This is a genomic window from Pseudomonas sp. BN505 (assembly GCF_029873175.1).
Lineage (GTDB): Bacteria > Pseudomonadota > Gammaproteobacteria > Pseudomonadales > Pseudomonadaceae > Aquipseudomonas > Aquipseudomonas putida.
Genome location: NZ_SSOI01000012.1, coordinates 25954 through 45266 on the forward strand (window position 1 = coordinate 25954; position 19313 = coordinate 45266).

Annotated in this window: 13 protein-coding genes; 7 read left to right on the forward strand and 6 right to left on the reverse strand. The window is 56.2% G+C overall.

Going from position 1 to position 19313, the window contains the following annotated elements; translation table 11 throughout:
• Positions 1-58: 58 nt before the first annotated feature.
• Positions 59-958, forward strand: coding sequence for a dioxygenase (locus E8E78_RS00390; protein ID WP_280311580.1), 900 nt, complete (start codon positions 59-61; stop codon positions 956-958).
• Between the two features lie 643 nt (positions 959-1601).
• On the opposite strand, the gene E8E78_RS00395 is transcribed toward E8E78_RS00390, so the two are convergent.
• The 6 genes from E8E78_RS00395 to E8E78_RS00420 form a co-directional block, all read right to left on the reverse strand.
• Positions 1602-2360: an SDR family NAD(P)-dependent oxidoreductase gene (locus tag E8E78_RS00395; RefSeq protein WP_280311581.1), complete on the reverse strand. Its 759-nt coding sequence runs from the start codon at positions 2358-2360 to the stop codon at positions 1602-1604.
• A 10-nt stretch (positions 2361-2370) separates the two neighbouring features.
• Entirely contained in the window at positions 2371-4773 is a 2403-nt protein-coding gene (locus tag E8E78_RS00400; protein ID WP_179052447.1) for an MMPL family transporter, read from the reverse strand.
• A 5-nt stretch (positions 4774-4778) separates the two neighbouring features.
• A complete protein-coding gene (locus E8E78_RS00405; RefSeq protein ID WP_280311582.1) occupies positions 4779-5846 on the reverse strand; it encodes a YCF48-related protein in 1068 nt (355 codons plus the stop codon).
• Positions 5847-5967: 121 nt separating this feature from the next.
• Entirely contained in the window at positions 5968-7596 is a 1629-nt protein-coding gene (locus E8E78_RS00410; RefSeq protein WP_280311583.1) for a DUF1302 family protein, read from the reverse strand.
• A 120-nt stretch (positions 7597-7716) separates the two neighbouring features.
• The gene (locus tag E8E78_RS00415; protein WP_179052445.1) at positions 7717-9069 is read right to left on the reverse strand and encodes a DUF1329 domain-containing protein; all 1353 of its coding nucleotides are present in this window, start codon (positions 9067-9069) and stop codon (positions 7717-7719) included.
• A 53-nt stretch (positions 9070-9122) separates the two neighbouring features.
• Positions 9123-10283 (reverse strand): serine hydrolase domain-containing protein, encoded by a 1161-nt coding sequence (locus E8E78_RS00420; RefSeq protein ID WP_280311584.1) that lies wholly within the window; start codon positions 10281-10283, stop codon positions 9123-9125.
• A gap of 444 nt (positions 10284-10727) precedes the next feature.
• Here E8E78_RS00420 and E8E78_RS00425 point away from each other — a divergent pair, with 444 nt between their 5' ends.
• From E8E78_RS00425 to E8E78_RS00450, 6 genes are all read left to right on the forward strand, one after another.
• On the forward strand, positions 10728-13481 hold the full coding sequence (locus E8E78_RS00425) for a LuxR C-terminal-related transcriptional regulator (protein ID WP_280311585.1): 2754 nt from the start codon (positions 10728-10730) through the stop codon (positions 13479-13481).
• 141 nt (positions 13482-13622) lie between these two features.
• Positions 13623-14807: a cytochrome P450 gene (locus E8E78_RS00430; protein WP_179052443.1), complete on the forward strand. Its 1185-nt coding sequence runs from the start codon at positions 13623-13625 to the stop codon at positions 14805-14807.
• Between the two features lie 181 nt (positions 14808-14988).
• Positions 14989-15954, forward strand: coding sequence for a PDR/VanB family oxidoreductase (locus tag E8E78_RS00435; RefSeq protein ID WP_280311586.1), 966 nt, complete (start codon positions 14989-14991; stop codon positions 15952-15954).
• A 45-nt stretch (positions 15955-15999) separates the two neighbouring features.
• Positions 16000-17253 (forward strand): NAD(P)/FAD-dependent oxidoreductase, encoded by a 1254-nt coding sequence (locus tag E8E78_RS00440; RefSeq protein ID WP_280311587.1) that lies wholly within the window; start codon positions 16000-16002, stop codon positions 17251-17253.
• Positions 17254-17281: 28 nt separating this feature from the next.
• A complete protein-coding gene (locus tag E8E78_RS00445; protein WP_159266384.1) occupies positions 17282-18136 on the forward strand; it encodes an SDR family NAD(P)-dependent oxidoreductase in 855 nt (284 codons plus the stop codon).
• A gap of 10 nt (positions 18137-18146) precedes the next feature.
• Positions 18147-19241, forward strand: a complete 1095-nt coding sequence (locus E8E78_RS00450; protein ID WP_280311588.1) for an aromatic ring-hydroxylating dioxygenase subunit alpha — start codon at positions 18147-18149, stop codon at positions 19239-19241.
• Positions 19242-19313: the final 72 nt, after the last annotated feature.

The window sequence follows — 19313 nt, forward strand, 5'->3', positions numbered from 1 at the left end:
CGATAATGACGCGCGAGCCTTTCCAAGTCCGACAAAAAACATCAAGGACCATAACCATATGACCGCTACGTCCGACAACGAACGGCTAGTTGAGCTCACCAATGCAGTTATCGCACAGATGTCTGGCACACCTTCCACACGTTTGCGCGAAGTGATGGAGTGCGCAGTTCGACATCTGCATGCATTCGCCATTGATACTGGGTTGACCCCTGAAGAATGGCTGGCCGGTGTCGCATTCCTGACCGCCACGGGGCAAATGAGCAGTGCTCATCGCAAAGAATTCATCCTCCTCTCGGATGCCCTCGGCCTCAGCGCTGTGGTTAACTTGCTCCAGGACGGCATGGGGCTGCTCCAGGCCACTGAGAGCAGCTTGCTCGGACCATTCTATCGAGAGCAAGCTCCCCTCTATCAGAACGGTCAGTCAATGGCGGTGCGCTGTACAGGTCCACAATTGCAACTGAAAGGTCGAATTTTGGACTGCGGCGGCAACCCAATTCCTGAGGCAACTGTGCAGATCTGGCAGACCGATTCGGAAGGGGTTTATGACATCCAGCGTGGCTTGGAAATGGACGTGCGGGGCGTGTACACCACCGACGAGAATGGCCGCTATCACGCATTAACCGTCATGCCCAAGAGTTATCCGCTGCCCGATGACGGTCCAGTTCGACGTATGCTGAATGCACAAGGCCGTCATGGTTGTCGACCCGCTCATATTCACTTTTTGATCAGCGCGCCTGGCCACAAAGAACTCGTGACGGCCCTCTACATTGCAGGCGATCGCTTCGTCAATGACGATACGGTATTCGGCGTGACCTCGGAACAGCTGATCGTCACGCCGACCCTGAGCGGCGAGCCCCCTACTCCAGAGGTTTCAACCATATCCTATGACTTCCATTTGGCTGCAGGCGAGGATACCGGCGGTCGTGTGGGTGCAGACGTCAGCTCATTGAACTACTGATTCGCCTATCGCGCACGAGCATCAGGGCAAGGCATGGAACGCAGAGTGCCCATGCCTTGAACAGTTTCTGAGAGCCGTTTACCTTCAAAGGCAAAACAGATTCGGGTCTCGCAGGTAAGCTGGTTATCGCACCAACGCGTAGCCCAGAGATCCATTAAGGCCAAAGCCGGATATCTCTGGGTAACTGGCAGAGTCTGGGCTCTAGCTGACACGCTGCCATCCGATTATTTGGAAGAGTCACCTGCCAGCTAGGTAGCGCAGCCGCTACCAATGAAGCCGAGCCGATCAGTGTGCAAATCATCCACATTTTTATTGTTTTCATGTAGGAGTCTCCGCTATGGAACGTAGATTAAGCATCCCGAAGCTCCCGTAGAACACCTATCTTTCGATCAGGACAGATGAGGCCATGCCCCCAGTGGTAGGCGCAGACCGCTGTTGAATGAGGCGGCCTGACCGGCGTGACACACAACATGCCGGCTGACTGCCGAGCTGTTTATCTCCTGGACTTCTTCTGCAGTTTTAAGGGGGCCTGCGGCGTGGACGACATGAGTGAGCAACAGGGAACTCTGGTCAGCGTGAAACTGGGCCGCTCGACGCAGCATTACCAGCGTCAATGGCCCCATAGGGCTACGATCATCAAGCTCTAGATTAGAGCTATGCCACCATCGACGTTCAAAATGGTGCCTACCACATAGCTCGCCTCCGCAGACGCCAGAAACAGTACACAGGATGCAACTTCTTCAACCTTGCCAATACGACCGATTGGAGCCCGTGCATCGAAGAAGCTACGGCCTTTTTCGGCTTCAAGCGCGGGAGCCAGCATTGGTGTTTCGATGAAGCCTGGAGCAACGGCATTCACGCGGATACCATAACCGATCAGATCTAACGCGGTGGCCTTGGTCAACCCCGCCACCCCATGCTTGCTCGCCACATACCCCGCCATGCCAGCTGCCGCCAGATGGCTGGTGACTGACGCCGTATTGATAATTGCCGTGCCGGCACTTTTTCGCAGGGCCGGCACTTGTGCTTGCATGCAATGGAAGACGCCATTCAGGTTAACATCCATCACCCGCCGCCATTGCTCGAGTGATTGCTGCTCGAAGGGCGCGATTGGTGATGGCACGCCGGCATTGTTGCAAGCGATGTGCAGACCATTGAATCGCTGCACCACCGCCTCAACCATCCTCTGGCAGTCGCCGTAGTCTGTGACATCGACCACTACCGAGGCTGCATCGCCACCCTCTTCCCGTATGAGCTCTTCTGCCACATGCAGTTTGATGCCGTCACGATCTGCAAGCATGACCTTGGCGCCTTCCGCCGCAAAAGCCCTTGCAGTGGCAAGGCCAATGCCACCTGCGGCCCCCGTAACCAGAACTACCTTGTCCTCAAAGCGTCGCTTCATGAGCAGACTCCTACGCGTTTTCTAGCACTTTCACGGGGGCCGTGACCGGCTGCGGAGTAGCTGGCTTCAACATGAAACAAGCTATGCTGGGGAGCAGTACCAACGCGCCGAACATATTGACGAGGAACATGAACGCAAGCAGCAAACCCATATCGGCCTGGAACTTGATCGGCGAGAACATCCAGGTAGCCACGCCAGCTGCCAAGGTCATCCCCGTCAGTAACACAACCCGCCCCACGAACATCAAGGACCGAGAATAGGCTTGCTCGAGCGATGCACCAGTTCGCAGCCACACCAGCATGATGCTCAAGATATACAGGGCATAATCAATCCCGATACCGACGCCCAGTGCGGTGACCGGTAAAGTCGCAACTTTCAGACCTACGCCGACCAAGACCATCAAGGCCTCAGCCAGCAGGCTGGTCAGAGCCAGCGGCAAGATGGCCACCAGCACGGCCCGCCAAGAGCGGAAAGTAATCAGACTAAGAATGATCACTGCCAAGTAAACGCCCAGCAGCATCAGGTAGTTGTTGTGCTTGACCACCTGATTGGTCGCCGCTTCGATACCTGCGTTGCCGGCCGCCAGCAGGAACTTCACATCCTGCGTATCAGCACGCGCGGCAAATGCTTCGACCGCTTGAACGGTCTGTTCCAGCGTACTGGCCTTATGGTCACGCAGGTAGACGTACAGGGTGAGCATGTTGCAGTCGCCATTGAACAACCCCCTCGATGCCTGCGTCATGATGGTGTTGAGCACGGTTTGATTAGGAACCAGCTCTGCCCACTTGAGGCTACCCTCATTGAAGGCGGCCCCCATCTGCCTTGCGAGGTCAGCAAAGGACAGTGTCGCGTCAGTCCCCGGTAAGCGTTGCAAGATCGACTGCAGTTCGCGGACCTTGACCAGGGTTGCATAGTCGGCGCATTGCTCGGCCGGAGTGGTGACCATGATCGCCAGCACATCACTGCTGGTGGCGTAATGCCCATTCACGAACGCATTATCGACGTTGTAGCGCGAGTCGGCGCGTAACTCGGGCGCTCCCGCGTCCAGATCACCTACTTGCAACCGGGTTGCCAAGATTGCGCCGCCGACGGTCAGTACCAGTGCAGCGCAAATGGCAGCGAACGCATATGGCCGACGGGTAAACAAGACCAGAATATTCCAGCCGCCTGCTCCACCTGCAAGGGCCTTGTTTTCACTGGCTAACGCTCGGCGCGCAGCGTTCTCGCTAACGCCGGTGTAAGTCAGGAGAATCGGCAACAGAATCAGGTTGGTGAAAATCAGGATTGCCACGCCCAAGCTCGCTGTCAGCGCGAGTTCACGGATGGCTTGAATGTTGACCATGAACAGCACCGCAAAGCCTACGGCATCACAGACCAATGCGGTGAAACCCGCCAAGAAAAGGCGGCGGAAGGTATTGCGGGCCGCATCGATGCGCGATAGGCCACGGCCAACATCTTGCATGACCCCGTTCATTTTCTGAGCGCCATGACTCATACCAATGGCGAAAATGAGGAACGGTACCAGGATCGAGTATGGGTCCAGCCTCAGACCAAGCATCGGCAACATTCCCAGCAGCCACAGCACGGCCACCAGCGAACAAAGGACAACCAGGACAGTACTGCGCAGACAGCGGGTGAACCAGTAGACCATGGCTGTTGCGATGGCGACAGCAATTGCGAAGAATGCCAGGATCTGCCAGAGACCGTCGATAAGATCACCCATCACTTTGGCAAAGCCAACGATGTGGATACTTACTTTGTCATTCTGATATTTGGCCCTGATAGCCTCCAATTGCTGCGAGAGCTTGCCGTAGTCAAGCGCTTGACCGGCTTGGGCATCGTAATCGAGCAGTGGCACGACGATTGCGCTCGATTGCATGTCTGCGGCAACCAAACGGCCGACTTCGCCGGAGCGCAGGATGTTGAGCCTTAACGCCTCTAGGTACTGGGGAGTGCCGTCGTAAGCATCAGGCATTACAGGACCGCCATCAATGCCCTCTTCGGTAACGGCCAGCCAGCGAGTACTCCGAGTCCACAGTGATTGCATGTATGGGCGCTCGACCCCTGGAACTGCGAATACCGCGTCATTGATTTCACGCAAAGTCTTCAGGTAGTCAGGATCGAAAATGTCGCCAGCGCGGTTAGCCACAATGATCCGCAGGGTGTTACCCAACCCTTTTAGGTCTCGTTCATGGGCCAGGTAGTTCTGCACATAAGGATGATCATTGGGAATGACGGCCTTGTAGCTTGCATTGAGGTCCAAATGGCGAGTCTGATAACTGAAAAAGGCCGTCAGCGCCAAACAAAAGAGGACGATCCACACCCGGTTCTCGAATAACAACCGTTCCAGGAACGATCCGTCCTCCGCCCGGAATGTCGACACGGAAGAAGTGCATTGCACGTTGATGTTCATGGCCATTACGCTCCAAACCTTACCGATTCAACCCCATGAGGCCCGACCAAAATCAAGGTCTGGGGTTGCGTCTGAATCAATGCTGCAACTGGCTGACCTGCTTGGGCCAAGGCTGAGAAACCACCCTCGGGCCGCCACGCCACAACCTGGCCATTCTCCGCAGCCAGCACGATGGTACCGTCCGACAATAATGTGGCAGCCTGAATAGAGGCCTTCAGCGGACTATCCACCTGCTTCCAGGTGGCACCGGCATCGAGCGACTTGACGACGTTACCGCGCAGCCCAAAAGCCAGTAACGGCTGCCCTAACTGGCCGATGCATCCAAACAAAGTGCCCGGGTAGGGTTGAGCAATACGCTCATACGCGCCCCCTGCGGTGCCCCGCAGCAACAGCCCTTGTTCACCGACTAGCAGCTGGACATCGCCGACCTGCGCAGCAGCGTAGTAATGCAGCCCCTCGGGGTTGTCGGCTATCTGTGTTGCCGCAGACCAGTGTTTACCTCCGTCGTTGGTCTGCAACGCAAGACCGTAAGCGCCAATCACTAATGCCTGATCGGGCGAAGATACATGCAGAGCTAAAAAGGGTTTGTCCGGGCCATCCTCAACCAAGCGCGTAGCCTGATCTACAGCAGCAGCCTGTACCTCGTCGTTGACACCAGTCATGCTCTTGGCCTGCGCGAGCATCAGTTCGGCAACCTGCACGCCGTCGAGCTGTTTCTGCCAAGTTTGGCCGCCATCTTCAGTGCGAAGCACCACCCCCAAATGTCCTACGGCCCAGCCAATACGCTCATTGGCAAACGCCACATCGGTCAATAGCACACTCACCGGTACCGCCTCGGCTTGCCGCCAAGACGCTCCGTTGTCGTCCGAGAGGATGATCCGTCCGGCCTCACCGACCGCAACCAACCGATTACCAGCTTTCGCAATGCTCAGCAAATAGGCCTTCTCTGGTCGATCAACGCGCTGGGCGTGCTCATTCAGCACCGTGGGAGTTGAGTTTGCGAGCGCAAGCGTTGATAGATTCAAGATAAATAATACTACGACGGCGAGGCCTGAAAATCGTATGGCACGCATGGTGAAATCCTTTAAACGAATTAAAGATACGTTGACGAAGGTACGACATTCATTTCGTCATCGATCGGTTGTCCGTGTGATATGAGTCGGGAAAGCCGCTGTTCAGGACCTTCCCGCCGCCTCAGAACGAACGACTGAGTGTCGCCATCACAAAATCTCGGCCGACATAGTAGTTGTCGTCATGATTACCAAAGAATTTGGTGTAATTGATGCTGGCCTGCCAGTGCTGCTCATAAGTCGCTGCTAACCCGACGGTCAGATCGCCGCCTTGATCCTCGGCGTAGTTACCGAACGCCCCTGACGTCGGCGATTTACCTTTGAACATATAACCGATGCCGATTGGCACGGACAAATCGAGGCTCGGTGAAACTTGGTAGTAGTCAAGCGTGACGACCCCACGCGCTCCGTAAGCAAAACTATTCAGCGATGTGTCACGTTGCTCGCCATGCTGAGTGACCTTGGCTAACTTGTGCCCGGCCAGCTCGCCGGCATAGCTGATGTTGTCCCACAGCGCTCCGGCGCCACCGACATAGATAGCAGAGACCTGAGCGTTGACCGTGTCACCGAGAACATCCGGCTCCAGCACACTGGCGAGCGAACGTAGTGGGATATTGTGACGATAGGAAATTTCACCACCTAGGTTGAGGTTACCGAAGGATGTATTAGCACTGAGGCCGTACAGATCGATGCCTTCCTTATACTCCAGGTGATAAGTGCCGACACTTCCGGTCACTGGATCAAAACCGCCTGAAAGTTGGGTCATGACCCGCGGTTCTTTATAGTTGTAACGAATGGCATAAGCCCCAAGATCGAGGTTGTAGGCAGATGGCCGCCAACGTAGCGAAACACCATACTGTGGAGCATTCGCCTCGTCATCATTCCCGCGATAAAGGTAAGTACCTGGTCCAACGATTATCCGCTCGCCACCTTCATCCAGCAGGTCGGCACTGCTGAGAAAGGTGCCAACCGGGGGAAGTCGCGATTTTTCCCACTTAAACTGGTAGAACGCCTCGGCCGTCCACTCGTCGTTGAGCAGCACGCTTGTGGAGATCTGGTTGACCGGCAAGAAGACTTCCTGTGCCTTGATGTTAGGCACACTCATCGCTTTGTAGACGTCCACCGGTGCCATAGCAGATGCAATGCCGTTGTCGGTGAAGAACATGCTTTCACCCCACAGCAGCGTGTGCCGCCCCAGCCGCACGCTGACTGGGTAATCCATGACCTCGTACTGTGCACCGACGAAGGCGTTCATCAGTTCAAAGTTGCGGCCGGCCCACTTTCGGGTATCAGACGTATAATGATCATGCGCAACACTGAACGAGTTAGCGGTCGCGGGAGAGTCGTTCTGATTGGACGAATTGTAAACTTGGTCGTACCAACCGGCCCCGCTAAGGTTGAGTGAGTAGTTTTGGTACTTGAAATTGAGTTCGGTCAACCAGTCCACCCGGTTCATCATCAGCGAACCACGGTCAAAATTTCGCTCAGAGTCATCGGTATTAACATTGGCCAGATTGGTATTGTTCTTATCACCAGTACGAGCACCCAAAGAATACTTCAGCGTATTGGTCCACTCTGCCTCAATTTCTGGGTGCAGGTCCAACGAGACTGCGGATGCTATTGGGGCTACACCGGCAGCAAAGACCAGGCCTAGGGCCAACGAGATATAATTCAGTGGCAGCCCGTTGACGACTGTAGGAGTTTGCACAGTTCGGCTGTGAGCAATGGCAACGCAGGCTTCATTTTTTTTCATTGTTATTGCCTCAAGTAAAACATTCAGACCCGTTAAAGAGAGAATCGGAATAGCGGACCTGGACCGTTTGCAATGACGCAAACGGCACAGATCAATAACTAAGAAAAGAATTGAATCAGATCAGCGTTGCGCGCCTTGCACTAGAGCTTCCGGGCTGTAGAAGCTTCTCGGGCGAGGTTCGCGAGGGTGATATTCGCTCCCCCACTCGCCAAGTACAAAGGCTTTCTGCTGGAAGTCGATATTCTCAAACGGGAGCGGAACAATACCTGGCAAGTCGCAGGAGATACTGGAATACACGATCCCCCCGCGCCAATGCTTATTCTGGGTGTCCCACAAGTCGCTGAGAACAACGTTCCAGGTGTCTTCATCCAAATAAAGTGTGCGGGAAGCCACCGAGTTACGCACACCGCTCTTCAGCTTACCCTCTACTTGCCACACGCGGTGCAATTCCCAACGTACAAACTCCGGTTTCACGAAGTGTGCGCCGATCGCCGAGTCTGGGCCAGCTTTCAACAGCTTGTTGGTGTTGTAGGGAATGTACATCTCCTTCCGGCCAACCAACTTCCAGTCATACTGTTCAGGCGAGCCGAAGAATCCATAGGCTTCGTCGAAATTTGCCACGCCCGATACGAAGAAGTTTGGTGTATCAAACTGGACGTTGGGCAGCTTGCGCACTCGGCGCTGCCCTGGCATGTACTGCCAAGAGCCAAAGAGCTGGTTCTGGTAGTCCATAGGGAAGACACCAACGGTAGCCTCCCCAACTCGACGTGCCGGTGCTTTGATCTGCGCACGGGACAACATCCAGTGGGTACCATCAAACTTGCTTTCGCCATCCTGGACGTAATAGGGGTAGACCCTGCTGGCATCGATGCGGGCAGACAGCGAGCGCGTCCCGTTGGAGTCGATGACAAACAAATCGGAAACCGCATCGGTCGCCGAGCCTTTCCACGCGAGGAAGTGGTTCCACATTGCCTCCCCACCCGATTTCGGGATTGGGAAGGGTGTGCCGCCATACGCGCCTTTGACGGCTTTGCCGCCCTCAGTCAGAGTTGCCCTGGTGGCGTTGGCCTTGGTGTACTGATAAACCCAATCCGGCTGCACTGCAGTGCGATGGGTCGGGTAAACGTCGACTCGATAGTCCGGATTGGTCTGCAGCAACGTTTGGACGCTGAGCGACAGTTGATCTTTATATTGCGCCATATTCTGGGCGGTGATGGACAGTACAGGTTTTTCGTCCGCGAAGGGTTCCCAGGCCAGACTGCCTGCAGGGAGGTTGGCCGGGCACTGGGCCTTGTTACCGGTCCAGGCAGGAATGGAACCGGCTGCGTTGCCAGCCTTGATTGCACCTAGAGGAGTCAGAGTGGTGCCCAAGCTCTGCACGTCGTCAGCGTAGCTTACGTTGAAGAAGATTGAGTGCAGCACGCCAGCAGCCATGAGCACGCGGAATGAGGTCTTGTGTTTGTTGATGCGCATACAATTCTCCAGCTTCATGGTCATTATTTTTGTTGTAAAGCTTTCGGTAACTCTCAGATCGCTGCCGCCACCGCCATGTCAGAAAGCCGCTGGAAGCGTTCGATGTTTTTGGCTTGCGGAAGAACTCCCGCACTCAGGAAGGTAAATGTCATGTTCAACACAGGATCGACCCAGAACAGACCTGTGCCGGCGCCATAGTTGCCGAAGGTCTCCTCGCTGGTGAGCGTGCCGAACTGATGGTGAACCAAGTCAGCACCGCGCACGTTGAATCCGAGGCCGATGCATGCTTTGGGTGGTGAGGTCCAGCCAGCACGCAAGGCAACCGTTCGATAGAGCTCGTTGTACAGATCACCGGTCCAGTTTTTACGGGCGATCTCTATCGTTCTCGGCGCCAAGATTCGCGTCCCGTCCAACTCGCCGTCGCGGCGCAGCATCTCTGCGAATCTGGAGAGATCTGCAGTGGTCGATACGGCGCCGACATGTGCCGCTTCGTTGACTTCTTCTTCAAACAGGCTGTAGCGACCTGGCTGCGTCCGGCCCAGGCATGCGATTGGAATAACACCGCGCATCTGCGGTACCACCTTCCGCTTGCGCAAATCTGGGCGCACGCCCATCCACGTATCCGTCATTCCCAAGGGTTCAAACAGGTCTTGGTGAATCAGCGTGCGCAGATCACGTCCTTGCGGGTCAGTTAGGCGAAGCAACTCGCCCAGCAGGATATGGTTGACTGCTGGTGCATAGTCGCAGCGTTCCCCTGGCGGAACGGCGCCATGAACGTTCTCGCAGATGGCTTGGAGCATTTCATCCAGCCGATCTTGATACATGTCCGGCTTTGGTACCCAAACGCCCGGCATGCCGGTGGTATGGGTGAGCAAATGCTTCACCGTGACCCCATCTCGTGGGGCGCCGCGGAATTCCGGTATGAGGTCGGCAACCTTGGTGGTCAGCGCGAGTTGTCCCCGTTCGATTGCCGCCAGGGTCAAGACATTAACGAACGCCTTTGTTAACGAGAAAATGCTGAAGACAGAGTTGGTGGACAGCGCTTTTTGACGAGTCTCATCCTCCCAGCCGATTGCGTCCTCCAGACCGGCTTCACCATTACGAGTCACTCGAATCACGGCGCCAAAATACACACCGTTGCTGACGTCTTCCTCAATGGCGCGTTTGATCTGTGCCAGACGCTCTGGAACGAGCCCTACCGCCTGTTTGGTCATGTTGTACTCCTCTTCAACGTAGATAACGTGGCCGTCACCGACGTACCGCCACTACCACAGGAAGTAATAAACATTCGCAATTGCGCACGTTTGACTTCGCTGCAAGTCCTTTCTGGCTAGTAGGAATACCGGGCAACCCATCCGCCATCACCTATCTGATGGACAGTGGTCTGGCGGACAAGGCGAGTATCCGAAGATGGCGATACGAACCTGTCTTTGGATAGGCAGGAGGGGCGGGAGAATAAGATATGGTGCAAAGAAGAGCCCTTCAGCGCTCTATGGCACGGGCACCTGTTCGTAGCGCAACCTAAGCCGAGCAGTGGTCGTTGCATTGCCCAATTACCGCAGGCTTAATTAGCAGGCATCGCCTGCGCAACACCGAACCGTGACGCAAGAGCTGACATGCAATAAGAGGTTACCTACCGCCCTATAGGAGGTGATGCAATGCATCATAAAACAACAGCATCCATTGCTGAACAAGAATCATTTAATGCCTGCTTACCTGGTGCTCTGTTTGTTGATCAACCTGCTGTACTAATTAAAGACACCCTGCCCCGCGAGCCACTTCATCAGCAGCTGCAGAGCAGCTCCTCCCGCATCGTGCTCCTTCACACGCCTGCTGGATATGGCCGGACTACGCTACTGACTCAGCATTACTGGCATGTAAAAGCGCAAGGCCTCCCGGCTATTTGGGTGGGCTGCAATAACCTTGAGCGAGCTGTTCATCAGCTCAATGCGCTTTACGAACATTTTCAAGCGGTTGACACCCATGCTCAGTGGCATTCAGCTCAGCACAGCTCGAACAGCTCTTCCTGCGCCCAGATATTGATAGACGACGCCCACAAGCTGCAGCCAGGCGATCAGGCCCGACTGTTGTCACGACTGTTGGATGCGGCGCCATCGGCGGTGCAGTTCATCATATCCAGTCGGGGAAGCTCGCCGATCAATCTGGCTCAGTACCGGTTGCGTGGCGAGCTCATGGAAATGGGCAGTAAGCAGCTAGCCTTCACCGCTGCAGAAAAGGCCGCGTTCTTGCAGCGATATGCTGTCGATACGGATGGTGAAGAGATCAACGAGCTGTTTAGGTTGACCGAAGGCTGGCCAGGGGGAATGAACCTGGCGATGCAGTATTGGCAATCCATGGATGAGCCCAAGCCCCCTGCTCCCTGGGAGGACGCAAGCTGGTATGAGGATTTCTTCAGAGAAGAAGTCTTCGATTCGCAAACACCGGCGATTCAAGAACTACTGTTGAGCTGTTCGGTGCTCGAACAGATCGACTTTGCTGCCTGCGATGCGCTACGCAAGACTGAAGGCAGCGCCGCCCTACTCCGCTTCTGCGCAGCGAATGATCTGTTCCTCAGCCAGGACATTCGGCACCCCAATAGTTATCGATTGCATCCACTCTTTCGCCGGTTTCTGTCTCAGCAGTTGCTCGAATCTTCGCAGCACACGCTGAAGAATCTGCACCTGAGCGCCAGTAAGCACTTCCTGCACCATAACCAGTTGTTCAAGGCCTACAATCACGCCCTGCAATCGAATGATGCGGAGCATGCCGCCAAAATCGTCGATGACAATATCGTGGTGTTTTTTGAAACCAGCGACGATCAAGCTTGGCGCCTTGTCGAGCGTTTGCCCCGTCAAGTGCTCAATCGCTATCCACGAATCTTGCTGGGTCAGGCCTGGTCCATGCTGCACCTGTGGAAATTCGAGACGGCCAAAGAGCTGCTGCGAATCGCCCGCGAGTACCTCGGCACTGAGGAAGCGCGGCACCGTTACGGTGAAAACGGCTTGCGCATACTGCGCCAAGAGTTGCTGCACCGTGAAGCCATGTTGTCGATGATGGTTGACGACACCCACCTTCTGGAAACCCAAGCGCTGGACCTGATCGACAAGTACAGCGAGGCCCACCCCATCATGCGCGGTAGCGTTTACAACGCTTTGCTCTACGCGCACCGGGAACGCTTCAAACTGGATGAAATTGAACACCTGGGCCATCTGGCCGAAGAGCAATTGAAGCGCGGCGGCAGCAAGCTCTCCATCGTCGTGCATGCAGCGCTGATTGGTCCGGCACGCTTTATGGCTGGACAAACGCAACAAGTAATCACCGACTTACGTAATGCGCTCAAAGCCGCGGAAGGCATCACCGGCGTTGGCTCACCCTACGCCACCATCCTTGCCCTCCCGTTGGCAGAAGTGCACTACGAACGGAACGAGCTTAGCGAGGCGCGCGAATTGCTGGCCACGTACTTGCCCTTGGTAGAGTACGAAGGCTTCATCGACCAGACGATCTCCGGTTGGCTGACAGCGGTCAAGCTTGCCTGTCATGACGATAATTTTGCCGAGGCATTCGCCCTCCTGGACAAAGCTGATCAAGCCGCCAGACAGCACGGTTTTGAACGCCTGCGTTATTGCGCACTGGCCGAACGGATGCGACTTTTGTTGGCCTTGGGCGACCAAAAGGAAGTGCTCCGGCTTGGCCGCATGAATGGGTTGATCGGCCAGCTCGAACATGTGCGTCCAGCCTCAAGGGTTACTACTCGCGATGAGGCACGGGCGTTCTGTTGTGCACGTGTGGCTATCGCGCAAGGTCGGCTCGCAGATGCAATAGAGTTGTGCCGCGCTTGGCAGCGCTTTCTGCATCAAGCGGATGCCGTTCGCAACTGCCTACGCTGGGAAGTCTTGCATGCGCACTTACTCTTACTCTCGGGCAACGATAAAGGCGCGCAGCGCGGCCTGAAGAAAAGCTTCGAGACGGCCGCGCGACGGCGCTTGGTTCGCACCTTTGTGGATGAAAAAGCTTGGCTTGGCGGGTTGCTCGGCAACATGGATCACATGCATGTGACGCTCGCTACCAGTGTTCAGGTCGATGATTTCATCGAAGAGCTGGATACGCTTTGTCGCGGCGCCGAAGTGTTCAACGCGCCGGAGCGTCAAGCGCAACCGGCCTCGGCGCCCCTGCCGTTGTCGAACGAACTACCGACACTGTCCGCCGACGCCGTATCCGGCGTGCTAAACAGCCGCGAAATCGAGATTTTGCATTTAGTTCACGGCGGTCTGCGCAACAAGGAAATCGGCCGCCGATTAAACATCACGGAGGGTTGTGTCAAATGGTACATGCAACAGATCTTCGACAAGATCGGCGTTCGACGTCGTAGTCAGGCCGTCAGCCGTGCGCGACAGTTCGGAGTAATCTTTTAGTCAGCGTTGCGAAGTAGCGCGCGGTCAGCGCTACTTCGCTCCTTGCTGATCCGCTGATCAACAGATAGGTTATAGGCAGCAGAGTCGCTCTTTAAGCTCATCTCACGTGCAAGAAATCCAACAACAACGTGAGAGATAATGATGAGCGGCCTCTATCGCAATGTAATTCCCACCACCGATGCTGACCCGTGGGCCGTCGAAGAAATCCGTAATGCCAAGACCTCCGAAAGCCGTATTCGTGAGCTTGGTCCGGTGGTCTGGCTCAATCAGCACAAATGTTTCTTTGTTGGCCAACACGCCCCTGCCCAATCTGTCCTGACTCGTTGGCGCGAATTCTCCTCCACTGGACGCCCTTTCCAGGACGAACAATCCATCGTTCCGCAGATTCTTGTTACCGAAGATCCGCCTGCGCATACGCGCTCGCGCGACGCGCTCATGCAACTGCTTTCGCCCCCGGCCATCAAGTCCATGCGGGAAGAATTTACCCGCCAAGCTGAAGCCGTTGTGGATCGCTACCTGCAGCAAGGCACCATTGATGGTGTTCAGGATCTGGCCTCCAGCTACATCCTCAAGATCTTCCCCGATGCCATCGGTTTGCCGGAAGAAAACCGCGAGCGGGTACTCAAGTTCGGCGAGGCGGCTTTCAATGGTGCGGGGCCCCGCAACAAAATTCTTGCAGACTCACTGGTTCAGGCAGTGCCGGCCTTCGAATGGATCGAGCGAAACTGCAACCGGGAGGCGGTTACTCCCAACGGGCTGGCCGGCCGCATCTATGGGTTTGCCGATGAAGGAATCCTTACTGAGGCCGAGGCTAACTTGCTGGTGATGACCCTGCTTGGCGCAGGCTTTGACACCACCATGGTGACGATCGGAAACACGTTGCATGCCTTCAGCCAACATCCAGAAGAATGGAGCAAGCTGCACGCTAACCCATCGCTCGCCAAAAATGCACTGGAAGAGACGCTTCGCTATGACCCTCCAGCGCGCATGATGGGGCGACTGGTGACGCAAGATCTCGAACTGGAGGGTGCTCCCCTGCAAAAGGGCGACGTGCTGGGCGTCTTCCTTGGCGCTGCTGGGCGTGACCCGCGCCGCTGGGAAAACGCCGATCAATACGACCTCACCCGCAAGGGTCCGCACCTCGGTTTTGGCGTTGGCGTACACAGCTGTGCCGGCCAGGCTCTCGCGCGCCTGGAGTTCGAGTGCTTGTTCAGCGTCCTAGCAGAACGCGTCAAGAAAGTGGAGCTCATAGACACTCCCGAAAGGTTGATCAACAACAACATTCTGGGCTGGATCCGTGTGCCATTAAAGCTGCACGCAGCCTGACGTCAACGTTGAGAGATGCAGGGACGGTCCGCGGCACTCGTGCCCGGAATGCGCTAGCGCGCCCTATCCAGGCTATCAACTTCCTCTCTACAGATAGGGTTCTTCCCATCTCAAGAACGCATTGAATGACGTCGGGGCACAACAATAACGTACCCGGGCCTCGCTAGATCGGAGCATCCCCATGAGTTCAGCACTCACCTTGACAGTTAAAGTTCAAAGCAAGCGGCGCGAAGCGCTCGACATTTGCAGCTTTGAATTGATCGATCCTGATGGCAAGCCACTGCCGTCTTTCAGTGCCGGTGCGCACATTGACGTTCAAGTACGTCCAGGCCTGATTCGCCAGTACTCTTTGTGCAACCCTCCGCACGAAAATCAGCGTTACCTGATTGGTGTCCTCAAGGATCCGCAATCGCGAGGTGGTTCGGAGGGTATGCACGAGAGCATTCACGAAGGTGATCTGCTCACCATCAGCCCGCCCAAGAATCATTTCCCTCTGGTCAATGCGCAGAAAATCCTGCTCATGGCTGGCGGTATCGGTATCACCCCCATGTTGTGTATGGCGGAGCGCCTGCAGCAACTGGGTAGTGACTTTGCCCTGCACTATTGCGCACGCGGGCTCGACCGGATGGCCTTCCACGAGCGCATCATGCATTCGCCGTTTAGCCATCGAACCTCTTTCCACCTCGATGACGGCCAGCCGGAGCAGAAGCTCGATATGCGCGCGCTTATTGCTGACACCGCCCCCCAGACCCATGTTTACGTGTGCGGGCCGAAAGGTTTTATCGATTACGTGCTGGGCACCTGCAAGGCAGCTAACTGGCCGGCGGAGCAGTTACACGTCGAATACTTCGCTGGGGTCGTAAGCGACCACTCTGCCGACGATCCCTTCGAAGTCGAGATTGCCAGCACGGGCGCGGTTTACACCATTCCAGCAGAGCGCAGCGTGGTCGAGGTGCTGGAAGAGCATGGCATCGAGATCATGTATTCGTGCAGCCAAGGTGTGTGCGGCACCTGTATCACGCGAGTCCTGGACGGTATCCCCGATCACCGAGACCTTTACTTGGATGAAGTGGCACAAGCGGCCAATGATCAATTTACCCCTTGCTGTTCCAGGGCCAAATCCAAACGCCTGGTTTTGGACTTGTAGTCCGGACCGTCGCTGGATGCTGCTGCAACATTTACGAGGTGCGGGATGACAACAAAAAAACATGTATTGGTTATTGGTGCGGGGCCAACCGGCCTGCTCACGGCCTACGGCCTGGCCAAGCAAGGTGTGCACGTAACCGTGGTCGAGGAGCGTGCAATGCTCGACGACTCACCGCGCGCCATGGTCTATCTGCCATCTAGCTTGAAAGCGTTGGACGATCTCGGGCTGCTTGAAGAAGCTGAGAAAGTTGGCGCGCGTGGGCACGCCTTCACCATGCGCTTTGCCAGCGGTTACATCGGTGAGCTCGACCACCGTGTACTGCAGGTGCATACCCCCTATTACTACACACTGCATTTCGGCCAGCACGTGCTCGCCAAGCTGATTCTCGAGCAACTCTTGAAGCTGCCCAATGTCAGCGTCCTTTGGGGTACCCGTTTCAACCGGGTCGTGGACAATACTCAGCGAGTAGCCGTAGAGGTTTCTACCGAGGCTGGGGAGCAACGCCTGGAGGCCGACTGGGTGGTCGCAGCCGATGGCGCACGCAGTGCAGTACGCAAATCACTGGGCATTGAGTTTGAAGGGTTTACCTGGCCCGACACTTTCATGGCCACCAATGTGTACTTCGATTTCGCGGCCCACGGCTATTGCGAAAATACGATGATCGCTGACCCAGTCAACTGGGCGGTGATCTCCAAGATCAGTAATGACAACCTCTGGCGAGTTGCCTATGGCGAGCGTACTGATTGGACCGAAGAAGAGCGCCAGGCAAACGTGGCGAAGCGCTACGAACATTTCCTGCCTGAGGGTGCTAGCTACACGCTTGATCGGGCCAGCTCCTACCGAGTCCACCAGCGTTGCGCGTCGACCTACCGCGCGGGCCGGGTTTTGCTGGCTGGCGATGCGGCCCACGCCACCAGCCCGATCGGTGGACTTGGGTTCACCGCAGGCATTCAGGACGCCGTCACCCTCATCGAAGCCTTGGGGCTGGTGCTGAAGGGCCACGACGAAGACGTACTTGATTACTACGCCGCCGAACGGAGAAGGATCTTCCTGGACATCGTCAATCCACTGGCCATCGAACATAAACGCCGAGTTCAAGAAGCTGACCCCGAAAGGCGAGCACAGGACGAGGAAGGCTTCCGCAAGATGGCCTCCGACCCGAACTACGTGCGCAACGCGTTGATGAACCTCTTCGCCCTAGTCAGCACCCCCTACAGCGCTGATTGGCGCGATCGTTTGGGTGAGCAAGACACGCGTGAACCACATGCCATGCCGCTGTTTACCGCCACCGACGATTGAAATGCGCACCGACCTCAAGGAGCAAGCAATGAGCCGTATCGAAACAATGCAGGGTAAGGTAGCAGTCATCACCGGAGGCGCTTCAGGGATCGGCCGCGGGATTGCTGAACGCATGATTGCCCAAGGTGCACAGGTGATCATTGCCGACATCGACGATGATCGCCTGCAGGCCACTGCACGAGAGATCGGAGCGACTGGCATCCGTACAGACGTGACTAGTAGTGCAAGTGTGCAAGCACTTGCCGACGAAGTCATTAGCCTGCATGGCAAAGTGGACATCTTGTGCAACAACGCCGGTATCGGTCCGATGGCGGCCATCTCGGACCTCACCCTGAATGACTGGAAATGGATGCTCGACGTCAATCTTTGGGGCGTCATCCATGGTATCCACGCGTTCCTGCCCCTGCTCAAGGCGAACACTGATGGCGGGCACATCGTCAACACGTCATCCATGTCCGGCATGGCCGTCACCCCTACCCTGGGCGCCTATGCCGTCGCCAAATTCGGCGTGGTCGCGCTGTCAGAAGTATTGGCACAAGAACTGGAAATCGAGAACTCCAAGGTAGGCGTCAGTGTGCTGTGTCCCGGCCCGGTGCGGACCAACATCGGCAACAGCAGTCGCAATCGACCGAAAGATCTTGGCGAGGGGCACCTGGCCGACGTGGACCTTGAATCGACGGAGCATTTCCGTGACGTCCAGATCCCTTGGGTAAGTCCGGCCTACACCGGTGATCTGGTGATCGACGCGATCAAGCGCGGTGACCTCTACGTGCTAACCCATCCCGAACTGTTCGACTTCATTTATGCGCGCCATCAACAGATCGCCGAATCTGTCGAACAAGCCTTGGCCCGCCAGCAAAGTCTTGCCTCGGCCGCCCAATAATTCATTCAGCATGGAACAACAAAAAATGTACATAAAAAACTGCTGGTATACCGTTGCCTGGAACTATGAACTTGAGGATGAGGGGCTGTTCAAAACTTCCGTTCTGAATGAACCCATGGTGATCTACCGGACTGCCGACGGGGGCTATGCCGCCCTGGAAGATCGCTGCTGCCACCGCGGTGCACCGCTGTCCAAAGCCCGCCGTGAGGGCGATGACCTGCGCTGCATGTACCACGGTTTGAAATTCGATCCCAGCGGACGTTGCGTGGAAATCCCTGGACAACCCAAGATACCTGCCAACACCTGTGTGCGGTCTTATCCGGTTGTCGAGAAACACAGCTGGATTTGGGTCTGGATGGGAGATCCTGCTAAAGCCGATATCGCACTGATCCCCCGCGCCATGGCGCTCGATACCCCCGGGTTCAAATCCCGCTCTGGCTTCATCGAGTACGATACGGACTATCAAGAGGTCAACGACAACCTGTTGGACTTCTCGCACTTGGCCTACGTGCATCCGACCTCCTTCGGTGCGAGTGAGGATTGGGCCTATACCCGCCCGAAAATCGAGCGCCTGGACCGCGCGCTGCGGGTATCACGGTATGTGCGCAATCAGGACCCCGCTTTCGGCGACAAGGGCACCGGTAAGCTCGACCTGTGGAGCAGTTACGACTACCAGATACCTGGCGTGATGCTGCTGCATTCACATGCCCTGCTCGCCGGCTCCGCGGACATCAACAACGATGGCCCACCTGACCTGTCGAAAACGCCGAGCCTGTTCACCCAATACAGTTGCCAGGCCGTGACACCGCTGGCAGATGGGCGCAGCCGCTACTCATTCTCGATCCTCATGCCGGACATCTTTGACGATGAATGGGTGGATGAATTCTGGAGAGGTGCTCGCCAAGCGTTCGATGAGGACCGGGAAATCATCGAGGCGCAGTACAAGGTCAAACTCAGAACGCCAGACCGCCCGATGATCGCCACCAGCTTCGACGCCGGCCTAGGCCAGTTCCGCTGGATGATCGACAAACTGATCCGTGAAGAAAACGCCGAAGTGGCCGCTGCCGCTCGCGGGGATGTCCCACTCGTCAACTTGCCGTCCTGACCCACTGGCTATGCGACGGTCTCTCTTTGAAGGAGGGTCCGTCGAGCTACGCGTCGATGTGCTCACTGTTAT